The organism is Paenarthrobacter nitroguajacolicus (assembly GCF_031455195.1).
Classification (GTDB): domain Bacteria; phylum Actinomycetota; class Actinomycetes; order Actinomycetales; family Micrococcaceae; genus Arthrobacter; species Arthrobacter nitroguajacolicus_D.
In genome coordinates, this window is sequence record NZ_JAVDSH010000001.1 from 381,912 (window position 1) to 398,194 (window position 16,283).

12 protein-coding genes are annotated in these 16,283 nt (G+C 62.9%); 4 read left to right on the top strand and 8 right to left on the bottom strand.

All coding sequences use genetic code 11. The features are described from left to right. Positions 1-27: 27 nt before the first annotated feature. The 6 genes from uvrC to J2Y68_RS01840 all read right to left on the bottom strand — a co-directional run bounded on the left by uvrC (position 28) and on the right by J2Y68_RS01840 (position 7,843). A complete protein-coding gene (gene uvrC / locus J2Y68_RS01815) occupies positions 28-2,043 on the bottom strand; it encodes an excinuclease ABC subunit UvrC (RefSeq protein ID WP_309988929.1) in 2,016 nt (671 codons plus the stop codon). Positions 2,044-2,105: 62 nt separating this feature from the next. Beyond that, positions 2,106-2,774 carry a lysophospholipid acyltransferase family protein gene (locus tag J2Y68_RS01820; protein WP_211712617.1) on the bottom strand — a complete coding sequence of 223 codons (669 nt, stop codon included), beginning with the start codon at positions 2,772-2,774 and terminating at the stop codon, positions 2,106-2,108. Next, positions 2,761-3,477, bottom strand: coding sequence for an HAD hydrolase-like protein (locus J2Y68_RS01825; protein WP_309988931.1), 717 nt, complete (start codon positions 3,475-3,477; stop codon positions 2,761-2,763). The genes J2Y68_RS01820 and J2Y68_RS01825 overlap by 14 nt, the downstream gene beginning before the upstream one ends. Positions 3,478-3,538: 61 nt before the next feature. Continuing rightward, positions 3,539-6,466 (bottom strand): excinuclease ABC subunit UvrA, encoded by a 2,928-nt coding sequence (gene uvrA / locus J2Y68_RS01830; protein WP_309988933.1) that lies wholly within the window; start codon positions 6,464-6,466, stop codon positions 3,539-3,541. 65 nt (positions 6,467-6,531) lie between these two features. Further along, positions 6,532-6,912: a GntR family transcriptional regulator gene (locus J2Y68_RS01835; protein WP_309988934.1), complete on the bottom strand. Its 381-nt coding sequence runs from the start codon at positions 6,910-6,912 to the stop codon at positions 6,532-6,534. Positions 6,913-7,066: 154 nt separating this feature from the next. Then, entirely contained in the window at positions 7,067-7,843 is a 777-nt protein-coding gene (locus J2Y68_RS01840) for a trans-aconitate 2-methyltransferase (protein WP_309988936.1), read from the bottom strand. A 70-nt stretch (positions 7,844-7,913) separates the two neighbouring features. Between J2Y68_RS01840 and J2Y68_RS01845 the strand changes: the two genes are divergently transcribed. Genes J2Y68_RS01845 through J2Y68_RS01860 form a run of 4 tightly spaced genes read left to right on the top strand, consistent with a single transcriptional unit; the run spans position 7,914 to position 13,707 of the window. Beyond that, positions 7,914-10,448, top strand: coding sequence for a DEAD/DEAH box helicase (locus J2Y68_RS01845; RefSeq protein WP_309988939.1), 2,535 nt, complete (start codon positions 7,914-7,916; stop codon positions 10,446-10,448). An 11-nt stretch (positions 10,449-10,459) separates the two neighbouring features. Then, positions 10,460-11,851: a CoA transferase gene (locus J2Y68_RS01850; protein WP_309988941.1), complete on the top strand. Its 1,392-nt coding sequence runs from the start codon at positions 10,460-10,462 to the stop codon at positions 11,849-11,851. Between the two features lie 13 nt (positions 11,852-11,864). Further along, positions 11,865-12,377: a GNAT family N-acetyltransferase gene (locus tag J2Y68_RS01855; RefSeq protein ID WP_309988944.1), complete on the top strand. Its 513-nt coding sequence runs from the start codon at positions 11,865-11,867 to the stop codon at positions 12,375-12,377. After that, positions 12,370-13,707 (top strand): alpha/beta fold hydrolase, encoded by a 1,338-nt coding sequence (locus tag J2Y68_RS01860; RefSeq protein ID WP_309988947.1) that lies wholly within the window; start codon positions 12,370-12,372, stop codon positions 13,705-13,707. The genes J2Y68_RS01855 and J2Y68_RS01860 overlap by 8 nt, the downstream gene beginning before the upstream one ends. 7 nt (positions 13,708-13,714) lie before the next feature. On the opposite strand, the gene J2Y68_RS01865 is transcribed toward J2Y68_RS01860, so the two are convergent. Together J2Y68_RS01865 and J2Y68_RS01870 are read right to left on the bottom strand one after the other, a co-directional pair. After that, positions 13,715-15,064: an MFS transporter gene (locus J2Y68_RS01865; protein WP_309988949.1), complete on the bottom strand. Its 1,350-nt coding sequence runs from the start codon at positions 15,062-15,064 to the stop codon at positions 13,715-13,717. A gap of 28 nt (positions 15,065-15,092) precedes the next feature. Further along, the gene (locus tag J2Y68_RS01870) at positions 15,093-16,121 is read right to left on the bottom strand and encodes a TerC family protein (protein WP_309988952.1); all 1,029 of its coding nucleotides are present in this window, start codon (positions 16,119-16,121) and stop codon (positions 15,093-15,095) included. Positions 16,122-16,283 lie beyond the last annotated feature (162 nt).

Consider the following 16,283-nt stretch of genomic DNA (forward strand, 5'->3'; position numbering starts at 1 on the left):
GGTCGTTGCAGCAAGTTCTTACCCTAACTAAGATTCAAGGATTTCGCCGGTGGTCATGTTGATCGCCGGAGCTGCCTCGTCGGAGTCCGCGGTGGTCCCCAGATGCTGGACAACTGCGGCTGCCAATGCCGGGCCGATGCCCTTGGCGGAGGTGAGCTCCTCCACTGACGCGGCGCGGATTTTCTTGAGCGACCCAAAATGGGCCACCAAGGCCTTTCGTTTGGCTTCACCGAGGCCTGGGACCCCGTCCAGCACGGAAACTGTCATGGCCTTGCCACGCTTTTGCCGGTGGAAGGTGATGGCAAACCGGTGCGCTTCGTCACGAATCCGCTGGAGCAGGTACAGGCCCTGGGAGGTTCGGGGCAGGATCACCGGGAAGTCGCTGTCGGGCAACCAGACTTCCTCAAGCCGCTTGGCGAGCCCCACGACGTAGACGTCGTCGATTCCCAGCTCCGCAAGGGCACGCGATGCCGCGTTGACCTGCGGTTGTCCGCCGTCCACCACCACCAGGTTGGGTGGGTAGGCGAACTTGGCTTTGGGTGCGGGCATGGTGGGATCCGACGGCGGCACCTCACCGGCGCGGACGCTCCCGGGCCTTGCAGGGTTGCTGATTTCGCCGGAAACAACAGGCACTTGTGCGACCTTATCCGCCAGGTAATGCCGGAACCTGCGCGTCAGGACGTCATGCATGGCTGCGGTGTCATCTGCTGCTGCGGCACCCGTGATGGAGAACTTGCGGTAGTCAGCCTTCTTGGGCAGGCCATCCTCGACCACCACCATGGATGCCACCACGTTTGTTCCTTGCACATGCGAGATGTCGAAGCACTCGATGCGCAGCAACGGCACGGGTATGTCCAGGGCTTCCTGGAGCTCTTGGAGGGCCAAGGACCGGACAGTGATGTCCCCGGCGCGCCGGGTCTTGTGCAACTTGAGGGCCTGCTCCGCGTTGTCGCGGACAGTGGACATCAGCGCAGCTTTGTCCCCGCGCTGGGGCACCCTGATGTCCACCTTGGCGCCGCGCAGGCCTCCCAGCCATTCAGCGAGCTCTGCGTGGTTGCTGGGGTTTTCCGGGACAAGGACTTCCCGGGGGATGCGCCCTTGGACTTCGCTGTCCTCGCCATAGACCTGCTGCAGCAGATGTTCGATGAGTTCGGGCGTGGTGGCATCTTCGACCTTCTCAACCACCCAACCCCGCTGGCCGCGGACACGGCCCCCGCGCACGTGGAAGACCTGGACAGAGGCCTCCAGCTCGTCGTCATGCAAGGCGAAGACGTCGGCATCGGTGTCCTCGGCGAGGACCACGGCGTTGCGCTCAAAGACCTTGCGCAGGGCGATGATGTCATCCCTGAGCCCAGCAGCGCGCTCGTAATCGAGGTCGGCTACCGCCGATGCCATCTCTTTCTCCAGCCGGCTAATGAAGCGTTTGGCTTCGCCGCCCATGAACGAACAGAAGTCCTCTGCGAGCACCCGGTGTTCATCAGAAGTCACCCTGCCAACACATGGCGCTGAACATTTGTCGATGTAGCCAAGAAGGCACGGCCGTCCGCTGGACTCTGCCCGCTTGAAGACTCCCGCACTGCAGCTGCGAACCGGGAATACCCTCAGGAGGGTGTCCATGGTTTCCCGGATGGCCCCGGCTGTATAGGGCCCAAAGTACCTGGTCCCTTTTCTCCGCTCGCCACGCATGACTTGCACCCTGGGGTATTTTTCGCCCATGGTCACCGCGAGGTACGGATACGTTTTGTCGTCACGGAAGACGACATTGAAGCGTGGCTTGAATTCCTTGATCCACGTATATTCGAGCTGCAGCGACTCGAGTTCACTGCCAACCACGGTCCATTCGACGCTGCTGGCCGCGTGGACCATGGCATAGGTCTTGGGGAGCAAACCTGCCGGGTTGGCGAAGTACGAGTTCAGCCGTGAGCGGAGGTTCTTGGCCTTGCCTACATAGATGACCCGTCCATGGGGGTCGCGGAAACGGTAGACACCCGGCGTGGTGGGAATTTCACCCGTCTGGGGTCGGTAACTTGCTGGATCTGCCACGTTTCCAGTCTAGTGAACCGGACCGACACCAGATGCCACGGACAACCCGCGGACCTGGGTGGTTAGTCCACGGACTTGCTCTGGTTGTAGCTCGTGGACCGTTCCTGGCCGCTGAGCAGGGCAATGGCATCCATGATCTTGTCCGTGACCTCGCGGCGGGCCGGCAGAGAATGATCCGGGCCCGTCTTCTCGAAGTAGAGCGGTTCGCCGACCTTCATGGTGAAGTGCTGGGGCCGGACTGCGTTCTTATCCGCCGGCTGCAGCTTCTCGGTGCCGATCAGTCCTACCGGGATGACGGGGGCTCCGGTAGTCAGCGCAAGCCAGCCCACGCCCGTGCGACCACGGTAGAGGATTCCATCACGGGACCTGGTGCCCTCGGGGTAAATGCCGATGCCCTTGCCCGACTCTAGGATGTCCAGCAGGGTCTTCAGCGCCTGTACGCTTGCAGCCTGCTCGCCCCGCTCCACGGGGATGGAACCAACGGCCTCAAAGAAGGACTTCATCACGGCGCCCTTGACGCCCTTGGTGGTGAAATATTCCGCTTTGGCAAAGAACGCGACCGGACGGGGCATCAATGCCTGCACGATCACGCTGTCCAGGAAGGAAAGATGATTGGGGGCAACAATGAAGGGACCGTCAGTCGGTACGTTTTCCAGCCCAATGACCGTAGGGCGGCACGTGGAGGAAATGAGCCCGCGGGTAGTCCACCGGATCGCATCAAAGACTGCCATCGTTTTGTACCTCGCTCAGGGCTGCCGTGCGGACAGCGTCAAGTTCTTCAATTGTGCTTTTCAGTTCAAGCGCGGTTGTTACCACGGTCACTGCACCGGCCTGCTCGAGTTCGCCATCGGGCGCAAAACCCCAGCCGACGCCGATGCAGTCCAGTCCGTTGGCCATCGCACCAGCTATGTCCTGGTGCCTGTCCCCCACCATGACTGCGGGTTGCGAGTGCAGGTCGGCCAGGGCCGCGCCCACGATTTCCACTTTGCCGGAGGCCGTGTTGGCGCCCAGGGACTCGTCGTCGGCGGCGCCCCGTATGGAGACGAAGAAGTCGGCAATGCCATGATGCTCAAGGACCAGGCGGGCAATGGACTGTGGTTTTTGGGTAGCTACCGCCACCGGACGGCCGGACTCAGCAAAGTACTGCAGGAGACCGTAAATACCCGGGTAAAGCTTGCTCTGGGCGATACCGGATTCCTTGTAGTGGCGCCGATAGCGATCAATAACCTGGTCCACCAATTCGGTGGGGACATTCGCCAAATGCAGGAGCGAATCACTGAGCTTTGGGCCCACCATGGAATTCAGGATTGCCTGCTCCGGGACGGGAAGGTCCATTTCCCTGAGGGCAGCCGAGATTCCCCCAGTTATACCGCCGGCAGGATCGACAAGGGTGCCGTCCAGATCGAATATTACGGGCACCTTTGTTTGAGTCACCGGGTTAGTTTCTCACGAGTAGCGGCATGCCTGAAACTCGCATGCCGCTACCGGAATACTTCTATCCCAGAATCTCGGCCAGGAATGTTGCGGTGTGGCTCTCAGTGGATTTCGCCACCTGCTCGGGTGTTCCCGTCGCGATTATCCGGCCACCGCCCGATCCACCGTTGGGGCCCAGGTCCACAATCCAGTCGGCTGACTTGATGACGTCCAGGTTGTGTTCGATGGTGATGACGGTGTTGCCTTTGTCCACCAGCCCCTGGAGAACCATCAGGAGTTTCCGGATGTCCTCGAAGTGCAGCCCTGTGGTGGGCTCATCCAGGACGTAGATGCTCCTGCCGTTCGAGCGCTTCTGGAGTTCGGCTGCAAGCTTGACGCGCTGCGCCTCGCCACCCGACAGCGTGGTGGCAGGCTGGCCTAGCCGGACGTAGCCCAGGCCAACGTCCACCAGAGTCTTCAGATGCCGCGCAATGGGCGTGAAAGCCGCAAAGAACTCCGCACCTTCCTCAATAGGCATGTTGAGGACGTCGGCAATGGTCTTGCCCTTGTAGTGGACCTCAAGGGTTTCCCGGTTGTAGCGCGCACCATGGCACACTTCGCAGGGAACATAGACGTCCGGCAGGAAGTTCATCTCGATCTTCAACGTGCCATCACCCGAGCAGGCCTCACAGCGCCCGCCCTTGACGTTGAAGGAGAACCGCCCGGGCTGGTAACCCCGGACCTTGGCTTCGGTGGTCTCGGCGAACAGTTTGCGGATGTTGTCGAAGACGCCGGTGTACGTTGCAGGGTTGGACCGGGGCGTACGGCCGATAGGACTCTGGTCGACGTGGACCACCTTGTCCAGGTGCTCCAGTCCCGCCACGGTCCGGTGGCGACCGGCCACCTGCTTGGCGCCGTTGAGCTTATTGGCCAGCACCTTGTACAGGATCTCGTTGACCAGCGTGGACTTGCCGGATCCGCTGACGCCAGTGACGGCGGTGAAAAGTCCCAGGGGGAAGGTCGCGTCAACGTTGTTGAGGTTGTTCTCCCGGGCGCCGACAACCTTCAACTCGCGCTTTTTGTCATACTTGCGACGCTTCTTGGGGATGTCGATGGTCCGGCGACCGGACAGGTAATCGCCGGTCAGCGATTCCGTGTTCGCCAGGAGTTCTTTGTAGGTGCCGGAGTGCACAACCTGGCCGCCGTGCTCACCGGCGCCCGGTCCAATGTCCACCACCCAGTCGGCCTCTTGGATGGTGTCTTCGTCGTGCTCAACGACAATCAGCGTGTTACCGAGGTCCCGGAGGCGCGTGAGCGTCTCGATGAGTCTCCGGTTGTCGCGCTGGTGGAGGCCGATGGACGGTTCGTCAAGGACGTAAAGGACACCCACCAGGCCGGAGCCGATCTGGGTTGCCAGCCTGATCCTCTGGGCTTCGCCGCCGGACAATGTGCCGGAGGGCCGCTCAAGGTTGAGGTACTCCAAGCCGACATCCAGGAGGAAGGTCAGCCGGGCCTGGATCTCCTTAAGCACCTGGTTGGCGATCTGCGCTTCCCTGTTGGTCAGGGTCAGGCTGCCCAGGAACTCCGCGCATTCCCGCATCGGCAGGGCGGCGACTTCGGCGATCGATTTGCCGTTGATCAGCACCGACAGCGACGCCGGGTTGAGGCGCGCGCCGTTGCACTCAGGGCAGGGGATCTGCCGCATGTATTCTTCGTAGCGGTCACGGGCCCAATCCGAGTCCGTTTCCCCGTGCTTCCGGTGAACGTACTGGATGGCACCTTCGAAGCCGGTGCTGTACTTACGCTCCCGGCCGAAGCGGTTCTTGTACTGGACAACAACCTTGTGGTCCTTGCCGTGCAGCACGGTGTTGCGGACGTCCTTCGGAAGTTTCTCCCACGAGGTCTTCATGGAGAAGCCCAGTTCGTGCGCCAGGCCCTCCAGGAGGCGGTTCCAGTATTCGGTGGTCGCCGTACCCAATGACCACGGGGCGATGGCGCCTTCGCCGAGCGATAGCTCAGGGTTGGGAACAATCAGTTCCTCGTCGACTTCAAGCTTGGTACCGATGCCACTGCAAGCGGAGCAGGCACCGAAGGGGTTGTTGAACGAGAAGGAGCGCGGCTCGATCTCATCGATGGCCAGGGGGTGCTCATTGGGGCAGGCAAGGTTCTCGGAAAACGCCCGGATGCGTCCGGGATCGTCAGCATCCAGGTCGACGAATTCAACCAGGACGCGTCCCTCGGCCAGGCCCAGGGCTGTTTCCACGGAGTCCGTGAGCCGTTGGCTGATGTCGTCCTTTACGACAAGGCGGTCCACCACAACCTCGATGGTGTGCTTAAACTGCTTGCCCAGCTTGGGGGGATCGCTCAGCTGGACCAACTCGCCATCCACGCGGGCACGGGAGTAGCCCTTGGTGGTCAGTTCCTTGAAGAGGTCAACGAACTCGCCCTTGCGTCCGCGAACCACGGGTGCGAGGACCTGGAAGCGGGTCCCGGTCTCCAGTTCAAGGAGCTGGTCCACGATCTGCTGGGGCGTCTGCCGGGTAATCGGCTCGCCACACACTGGGCAGTGCGGGCGGCCAACGCGGGCCCACAGAAGCCGCATGTAGTCGTAAATCTCGGTGATGGTACCCACGGTGGAGCGCGGGTTCTTGCTGGTGGACTTCTGGTCAATGGACACCGCAGGTGACAGGCCCTCGATGAAGTCGACATCGGGCTTGTCCACCTGGCCAAGGAATTGGCGCGCGTAGGCAGACAGCGATTCCACGTACCGGCGCTGGCCTTCGGCGAAGATAGTGTCAAAAGCCAACGAGGACTTGCCGGAACCCGAAAGGCCCGTAAACACGATCATGGCGTCCCGGGGCAGGTCCAGGTCCACGTTGCGAAGGTTATGTTCCCGGGCGCCCTTGACCACCAGGCGCGACAGGTCAGGCCTGGCGGGCTTGGTTTCAAGAACGGCTGGGACGCTGTTCGGCGATTCGATGGCGGTATCTTCAGCTAAGGCTTTGGGCACTTACCAATGCTAATCGAAAACTTCTTCGAATTTCCATGTCGTGCCTCACACGCTACTGATCGGTATCAGTCAGCGTCGTAGGCGGCTGCCAGAAGCTGCACGGCTTCAGCAAAGGAAGCGCCCTGTGCCTTCGCGGCGGCCGCGTATTCGGCTGCGACTCCGGCCAGCGCTCCCCATCGGTCGTCCCGTGCACAGACGACAGTTCCGTTCCGCCCCCGGGTAGCTACCACGCCCGCCGCTTCCAGCTCCTTGTACGCGCGGGCCACTGTATGGGGTGCAACATCCAGCGCACCCGCAAGATTGCGGACCGGAGGAAGCTTCGCCCCGACCGTAAGGGCTCCGGAGTCAACCAGTTCGATGATCCGGAGGCGCAACTGTTCAAAGAGCGCTACGGCGCTCCCGGTGTGGGGCCGCCAGGTGCCGGGGAACTCGCCTGTGGGAGTCATCAGTAACTCCGGCCGGTCACCGGCGTCGTGCGCGGCGTGAGGGATTCGAAACGTCCATGGTCCATGTCGAAAATTAGACCAGCGACGCCGGTACGGGACAAGCCGGTCCGGCGAGGGAAACTTTCGGCTGCTGGAATCGGCGGCAATCCAGGGTTCAATTCTTGCGCGCGACCGCAAAGATCCGCCGGAAAGGAAAAACTGTGCCGTGTTTCGTGGCCGGATAAGCTTCCCGCAGCATCGCGGCGTACTCCTGCTCGAAGCCTGCGGCTTCCTCCGCGGACAAAGCCGCCAGCACAGGTCGCAAGCCCGTGCCGCGGACCCATTCCAGGACCGGGTCCTCGCCGGTCAGTACCTGCTGGTAGGTGGTCTCCCAAGCGTCGGCCGCGCATCCGGCGTCGAGCATTATCCCCAAGTAGTCCGCAGGAGTGCCTACAGCGTCATCGTGCCGAAGGACTCCAGCCAACCGGGGCGACCACCGGGGCGACTCTGCCAGTCCGCGCATCAGGGCGTGGGACGGAGAGGTGAAATTTCCCGGTACCTGCATGGCGAACCAGGCGCCGGGTTTGAGGTCGCGCAGCCAAGCAGCCACCATTTCCTGGTGGCCCGGTACCCATTGGAGCGCCGCGTTCGTGACAACCACATCGGTATCCGTATCCGGTTCCCAGCGGGCGATGTCGCCTGGCTCGAACTCCAGGTGCGCGGTCTGCTTCGCCAGCGACTCCGCTTTGCGGAGCATCTCCGCCGAGGAGTCAACGCCCACCACGCGGGCCTCGGGCCATCGATCGGTCAGCGTCGCCGTCAGGTTTCCGGGGCCGCAACCGAGGTCCACCACCTTCCGCGGGTCGTTGGCCTGGATCCTCCCGACGAGGTCATGGAACGGCCTGTCCCGATGATTACCGAACTCGGTGTACTTGGACGGGTCCCACTTCACTAGAGCCTCCTCGCGTCTGGCATCACTGCTGGGCCGAGCCTAAACCGTGCGGGCACTAAGCTGGAAACCAATGAAACTTCTTGAGCAGCTTCCCGGTTCCGCCGATACCGGTCCCCTGGACCCGGACGAAATTTACACACGGTTCGTGGAGTGGACGGAGAGTCGGGGGCTTCAGCTGTACCCGGCGCAGGACGAAGCGATCATGGAACTCGCCTCCGGCGCCAACGTCATACTCGCCACCCCCACAGGTTCCGGAAAGTCGCTGGTGGCCATCGCGGCTCACTTCGAAGCCATGGCACGGGGCAAACGAAGCTACTACACGGCTCCCATCAAGGCCCTGGTATCGGAAAAATTCTTCGCCCTGTGCGACATCTTCGGCGCGGAGAACGTGGGGATGATCACGGGTGATTCCGGCGTGAACCAGGACGCGCCGATCATTTGCTGCACCGCGGAAATCCTTGCCAACATCGCCCTCCGCGAGGGGGCTTCTGCCGAATTGGGCTCCGTCATCATGGACGAGTTCCATTTCTACTCCGACCCGCAACGCGGTTGGGCGTGGCAGGTTCCATTGCTGGAACTCCCCCAGGCCCAGTTCCTCCTCATGTCCGCCACTTTGGGCGACGTCACCCGCTTCGAGGCCGGCCTGACGGAACTCACCGGCCGCTCCACCACCACCGTGAGCTCCGCGGAACGCCCCATCCCGCTGCACTACTACTACCAGGTGACGCCTGTACACGAGACCCTGGAGGACCTGCTCGCCACCAAGCAGGTTCCGGTGTACGTGGTCCACTTCAGCCAAGCTGAAGCCATCGAACGCGCACAGAACCTAATGAGCATCAATATGTGCAGCCGTGACGAGAAGGACCGGATCGCTGAACTCATCGCGGGCTTCAGGTTTGCCGCCGGATTCGGAAAGACCCTCAACAGGCTGGTCCGCCACGGCATCGGTGTCCACCACGCCGGAATGCTTCCGAAGTATCGCCGCTTGGTGGAGCAGCTTGCCCAGGCAGGACTCCTGAAGGTTATTTGCGGCACCGACACTTTGGGCGTCGGCATCAACGTACCCATCCGCACCGTGCTGTTGACGGCTCTCAGCAAGTACGACGGCGTACGAACCCGGCCGCTGAACTCCCGCGAGTTCCACCAGATTGCAGGCCGCGCAGGCCGCGCGGGCTACGACACTGCAGGTACGGTGGTGGTCCAGGCTCCGGAGCACGTGGTGGAGAACACCAAAGCCATGGCGAAGGCCACGGCCAAGTTCGGAGATGACCAAAAGAAGCTGCGCCAGGTGGTCAAGAAGAAGCCTCCGGAGGGGTTTGTTTCCTGGGGCGAGCCGACCTTCAACAAGCTGGTGGAGTCCATACCGGAGCCGCTGACGTCCAGCTTCACCGTCACCCACGCGATGCTGCTGAACCTTATGGAATGTCCTGGCGACCCCTTCCAGGCAACCCGCAGGCTTCTCAGCGAAAACCATGAGAGCCGCCCCGCGCAGCTGAAACTGATGAAGAAAGCCTTGGGGATCTACCGCGAACTCCTGGCAGCAGGAGTTGTTGAACGGATCCCCGAGGACCAGCAAGAGGCTGAAGGACGTTCGGTACGCCTCACCGTTCACCTGCAGGCAAACTTTGCCCTCAACCAGCCGCTGTCCCCCTTCGCCCTTGCTGCGTTGGAACTGCTCGACCCTGAGTCGCCGTCGTACGCCCTGGACGTTGTCTCCGTCATCGAGTCGACGTTGGAGAAGCCTCGACAGATACTTTCCGCGCAGCAGAAGAAGGCACGTGGCGAAGCGGTTGCGGCCATGAAGGCTGACGGTATCGAGTACGACCAGCGCATGGCGATGCTCGATGAAGTCACCTATCCCATGCCGTTGGCGGAGATCCTCGGCGAAGCCTTCGAGGTGTACCGCAAGGCAGCCCCCTGGGTTGGCGACTTTGAGCTTGCACCGAAATCGATCATCCGTGACATGTATGAGCGCGCCATGAACTTCGGGGAGTTCGTCCAGTTCTACGGCTTGGCCCGTTCGGAGGGCATCGTCCTCCGCTATCTGGCGGACGGTTTCCGGGCCCTCCGGCAGACCGTTCCCCAAGACCTGCTCCGCGAGGATCTTGAAGACCTCATCGCCTGGCTGGGCGAACTGGTCCGCCAAGTGGATTCGAGCCTGCTGGATGAATGGGAAGAGCTCACCTCCGGGGCGGCGCCGACACCGCATGACGCTCCCCCGCCCCCGCCTCCGTCGCTGACGTCGAACATCAGGGCCTTCCGGGTGATGGTCCGTAACGAGATGTTCCGCAGGGTGGAACTTTTCGCTGACGAGGATTCCAACGCCCTGGGCGAGCTCGACGCCGATGCCGGCTGGGATGCCGGGCGTTGGGAAGACGTGTTGGACGATTACTTTGACGAACACGACGACATCGGCACCGGTCCCGACGCCCGCGGACCGGGCTTGCTCATCATTACCGAAGAGCCCGGCACATGGAAGGTCCGGCAAATTTTCGATGACCCGGCACGCAACCACGACTGGGGCATTTCGGCCGAAGTGGACCTTGCAGCTTCTGATGAGTCCGGCACCGCCGTGGTCCGCGTGACAGACGTCAACAGGCTCTGAACGGGAATCCCATGGGAACCATCCCCAACCTCGGTGCAGGCCTGCGGGAACTGGGGGCACTCGGTGAACTGCCACCCGCCCCTTGGGACGGCCCGCGCCGGTGGTGGGGCGGTGCATTGGATGTGGAGGGCCTGGCGCTCGGCTCAGTTCAAGCGGTGGCAACTGCACTTAACGCACTGACCGGCTCCGCCGACAGGTACTCCGTGGCCGCCGGTCCGGTGGCAGCCTCGTTCGATTCACTCGGATACTTGCGAATCGACGGTCAGAAACCGATGGGCTTCGCTCCGATGTCAGGATTCCGGCCCACCGCTGATGGCTGGATCCGCCTCCACGCCAACTATCCACACCATGCGGCGCGCTTGTTGGAAGCCCTTTCAGCCAGGGGCCCACAAGACGCGGACCGGGCGCTCTTGTCGATGACCTCCCTGGAGGCCGAGGCCGCGATCGTGGCCAACAAGGGCGTGGCTGCGGCCGTCCGGAGCCGCACCGAATGGCTCGCCTCGCCGATGCGTCCGGCGGCGGCGTCCGGCGACTGGATCGACGTCGAACCTTCGGCTGAGCATGCTGCCGCCTCGCCTGGCACGGCCTGGCTTCCTGCCGGCAACCCACGGCTGCCGTTGGACGGCCTCAGGGTGCTCGACCTGACCCGTGTCATTGCCGGCCCCACCGCAACTCGGCTCCTGGGTGCCCTCGGCGCGGACGTACTACGCATCGACCCGCCCCAGCTTCCGGAATTAACGGACGCTTTCGTCGATTCAGGTTTCGATAAGCGAAGCGCCGAGGCGGATCTTGGCCGGACGGCGGACTTCGCCGTCATGAACGGGCTGGTTGCTTCGGCCGACGTTGTGGTCACGGGATACCACGACGGCGGCCTCGACCGTTTCGGTCTGGCGCCCGGTGCGCTGTTGGCGAGCAGGCCCGGCCTCGTCGTTGCCACCTTGACCGCGTGGGGCCGCGGTGGACCGTGGAGGGGGCGGCGTGGATTCGACAGTCTGGTGCAGGCGGCCACAGGGATCGCCGAACGGTATGGACAACCCGACGACGCAGGGTGGAGACCCGGCGCCTTGCCGGTACAGGCCCTGGACCATGCCACCGGGTACGGCCTGGCTGCTGCCGTCATTGCCTTGTTGGGCGAACGGCTACGGACCGGACGTGGTGGATCGGCGACGATGTCACTGGCACGTACCGCCGAGCAACTTTTCGAACTTCCCCCGGTCCACGGGGATGGTGCTACCAGTCCCCTGCTGGAGCCCGATTTTCTGGTCACGGACAGCCCCTATGGCACCCTCAGGTTCGTGGGGCCACCCCTCCTGGTGGAAGGCACGCAGCTCATGTACCGGGAGCCGCCCGTACAGTACGGATCGTCAGCGTTGGCGTGGCGGCGGCAGGCCGATCTCCCCTAGTAAGCTCGATGCCATGAGTGCAATCCGACCCGCCACCGTTGAAGACGTCCCCGCTATCCTTCGTATGATCCACGATCTTGCGATCTACGAAAAGGAACCGGACGCCGTCAAGAACACCCCGGAGATGCTCACGGACGTCCTCTTTGGCGACAACCCCCGTGTCTACGCCACCATCGCCGAGAATGCCGCGGGCACGGTGCAGGGCTTCGCTTTGTGGTTCCTGAACTACTCCACGTGGGAAGGGGTCCACGGCATCTACCTGGAGGACCTTTACGTCGTCCCCGACGCGCGCGGCGAAGGCCACGGCAAGGCGCTGTTGCAGCATCTGGCCGCGACCGCCGTCGAACGTGGATATGCGCGCGTGGAGTGGAGCGTCCTGAACTGGAACGAACCCTCGATCAATTTCTATAAGAACCTCGGCGCCTTCCCCATGGCGGAATGGTCAACATTCCGTCTGACAGGTGACGCTCTTGAAGCGTTCGGCGCAAACGACGGCCACGTCAACCAGGCACTCGCCCGTGGCTGAAAAAGTGCAGCCAAACAACGGCCATAGCATCCGCGCCCGCCACGAATTCCGCGGGATCCGGACCGTGGAGCACTACTTCACGGTTCCCCTGGACCATGAAACCGACAGCGAAGGCGGCTCCGGCGAGACGATTTCGGTGTTCGCCCGTGAATATTCCTCCGCTGAGCACACGCCGGAGACAGCCAGCCGTTTGCCCTGGCTGCTGTACCTCCAAGGTGGGCCGGGTGGCCGGGGCAATAGGATCACCTCCCTCTCCGGATGGATGAAGGCCGCCGCCAAGGATTTCCGCATCCTGATGCTCGATCAACGCGGGACGGGTTTGTCCGCGCCCATCGAGCGCCAGAGCCTGGAACGACGGGGAGACGCCGAGGCGCAGGCAGAGTACCTGACGCATTTCCGGGCGGATTCCATCGTGGCCGACGCTGAGCACATCCGCGCGGTCCTGGACTCCGGACCATGGACCGTCCTGGGCCAAAGCTTCGGCGGTTTCTGTGCTTTGACGTATTTGTCCTTCGCGCCCGAAGGGCTGCGGGAAGTACTGATTACCGGTGGACTGGCCCCTCTCCAGGGTCCGGCCGATCGCGTCTACCGCGCCACGTTCCGCCGTGTCGCGGCCCGCAACGCAGAATACTTCTCGTGGTACCCCGAGGACCGGGAACTCGTGACCCGGATTGTGCGTCATTTGGAACAGCAACCTGAGTTTTTGGCGAGCGGTGAGCGGCTGACGCCGGAGCGGTTCCAAATGGTGGGGTCGTTCCTGGGCGGCAACAGCAGGGTTGATTCGCTGCACTACCTCCTGGAAGACGCATTCATTGAGACGGGCGCAGGGCAGCGGCTATCCGAATCGTTCCTCGAACAGGTGCGGGTGCTGGTGAGCAGGGGAACCAATCCCCTCTACGCCGTGATGCACGAATCGATCTACGGCCAGGAAGAAGCCACCAACTGGGCCGCGTGGAGGGTGCTGCGCGACTACCCGGAATTCGAGCCGGACGCCGCCGAGCCGCTGCTCACCGGCGAAATGGTTTATCCGTGGTACTTCGAGCAGGATCCATCACTCGTCCCACTGCGTGAGGTCGCTGGTCTGCTGGCCAGCAAGAAGGACTGGAAGCCTTTGTACGACACCGGAAGGCTGGCAGCCAACACTGTCCCGGTTGCGGCGGCGGTGTACAGGGACGATATCTACGTCGATCATGACCTTTCCCTGGAGACGGCGGCCGCCGTGCGTGGGCTCCAGCCGTGGGTTACCCCGGACTTCCACCATGATGGCATTGGCGAGGACGGGGAGGGCATCTTCGGGCGGTTGCTGGGCATGGTCCGGGCTGCCCGCTAGATCTGAATCACTGAATCACTTGGTCTCGGGAGTGTCCGGCTGGGCGGAGTGGTCCCCGCAGGGCCGCAATGCCGGCCAGGACCAGTACCGCTGCCGCCACCATGCTGGAAGCAACGTTGAGGCCCTGGTAGCCGATCCATGCCAGGAGCAGCCCGGAGGTGGCGCCGCCCACTGCCCCGGCAGCACCCATCAGCGTGTCCGATACGCCCTGCACGGTGACCCGTTGGCCCGGTGCGACGCTCTCTGCCAACAATGTTGAGCCGGCAATGGTGGCTGCGGACCAACCCAGGCCGAGCAGAATCAGTCCGCTCGTCACCAGGACAGGCTCGTGCTGGCCGAAGCCGGCGATGAGCACTGCCAGTAACAAGAGGCCGTGGCCCAGGGCGATGGTCTTCAGTCGTCCGGCCTTGTCCGTCAGCCACCCCCACAACGGCGACAAGGCAAACATGCCGGCGATGTGCAGCGAAATGGTCACACCTATGACCACAAGGGCGTCCGTGCTGTCGGTGGTCCCTCCGTGGTGCCCCTGATGCGATCCACCCAGCAGTTGTTGCAGGTGCAGCGGCGTCATGGACATGACAGCCACCATCACCCCGTGAGCGGCGACCACGGCCGTGAGCGCCAGCATCGCTGGCGGGGACGAGCGGACAGCCCGCAGGCCGGACCCGATGGTGCCCCTCACGGGCTTCTCCCCCGTGGCGCCTGGCCCGCTGGCGTCGGCGGCCAGGCGGCGGGCCAGCAGCAAGGGGTCCGGCCGCAAGCCGACGAAAAGCAGTATGGCTGCCAGCAGCAGCCCCGCGGCGGAAAACACGAACGGTCCAGCGATCGAAGGCAGGCCCAAAGCCGCTCCGACCGCAGCGCCAGGCTGGATGAGGTTCGGACCTGCGACCGCCCCGATAGTGATCGCCCAGACCACCGTTGAGAGCGACCGGCCACGGCGTTCGGGTTCAGCGAGGTCGACGGCGGCGAATCTCGCCTGGAGGTTCGCTGCGGTACCGAGGCCAAGGAAGGCCGCGCCCAACAACAAGACAACGAACAACTGGCTCATCACAGAAAGGATGATGAGGAGCGCACCGGCCATGGCTGCCACCAGGCCGGTCACGAGACCGACACGGCGCCCACGTGCCTCGGCCAACCGCGCCAGCGGTAGAGCTGCGATCGCTGCGGACAAAGTCAGTACCGTGGTGATCGAACCCGCCCATGCCTCGGAACCGGAAAGGTCCACGGCCAAGAGCGAACCAATGGACAATGTGGCTCCATTGCCGACTCCGCTGAGGAGTTGGGCAGAGCTGAGGAGGAAAACGGAACGGCGCTGGACCCGTTGAGGGTCCAGCGCCGTCGTCGAAGTGGTGTTCACTTCATGAGACTACAACGATCCAAGCCGACTACTCGGCTTCGCTCATGCTCTTTCGTGCGTCCTCTTCCAGCCTTGCATCCATCTTGGCCTGGCGCGCTGCCGGGCTCAGGAGGCTGGCGACGACGGCCACAATGATGGTTCCGACGATGACTGCGAGCGATACGTAGGTGGGGATCTCCGGGGCCCACTCGATGTGGTGGCCGCCGTTGATAAAGGGCAGTTCGTTGACGTGCATGGCGTGGAGGACCAGCTTGACGCCAATGAACGCCAGGATCACTGAGAGCGCGTGCTTCAGGTAGACCAGGCGCGTCATCAGGCCGCCAAGCAGGAAGTACAGCTGGCGCAGGCCCATCAGCGCGAAGATGTTCGCTGTAAACACGATGAAGGCGCTCTGGGTGAGCCCGAAGATCGCCGGGATGGAGTCGACAGCAAACAGGAGGTCTGTCAGGCCGATGGTCACGAAGACGATCAGCATGGGGGTGAAGACCTTCTTGCCGTTAACGGTGGTCCGCAACTTGCCGCCGTCGAACTTCTCGGACATGGGCAGGACCTTGCGCAGACGCGCAATAAGCGGGTTCTCGGCGCCTTCTTCCTCGTCTTCACCGGAGTCCTTGGCCTGCTTCCAGGCGGTCCAGAGCAGGAACGCGCCAAAGATGTAGAAGACCCAGCTGAACTGCTCGATGACGACGGCACCCAGGGCAATGAAGATGCCGCGCAGGACCAGCGCGATGATGATACCCACCATCAGCACTTCCTGCTGGTACTTACGGGGCACCGCGAAGCGGGCCATGATGATGATGAAGACGAACAGGTTGTCGATGCTCAGGCTGTACTCGGTAACCCAACCCGCGATGAATTGGCTGCCGTACTCCGGACCGGTGAAGTAGAACATTGCTCCGGCGAACACCATGGCCAGGGCCACATAGAAAGCGACCCAGAGACCGGCTTCCTTCATTGAGGGTTCGTGGGGGCGCTTGACGACCAGCAGGAGGTCAATCAGCAGAATAATTCCGAGGACGACGAACGAGCCGACCTCGAACCAGACAGGGAGCTCCATTTAAGGGCCTTTCGCAGGGTACGTGAAAGCGGTGTAAGTCTCTCCGGTCGCCTGGAGACTCAATGCTCTGACATGGCGACCCGCTAGGCCCGGCGAGGCAACTATGCCTTGCGTGCTGACGGACTTAGCGCTTGGGATACTCCCCTACGTGCCTCCAACCTT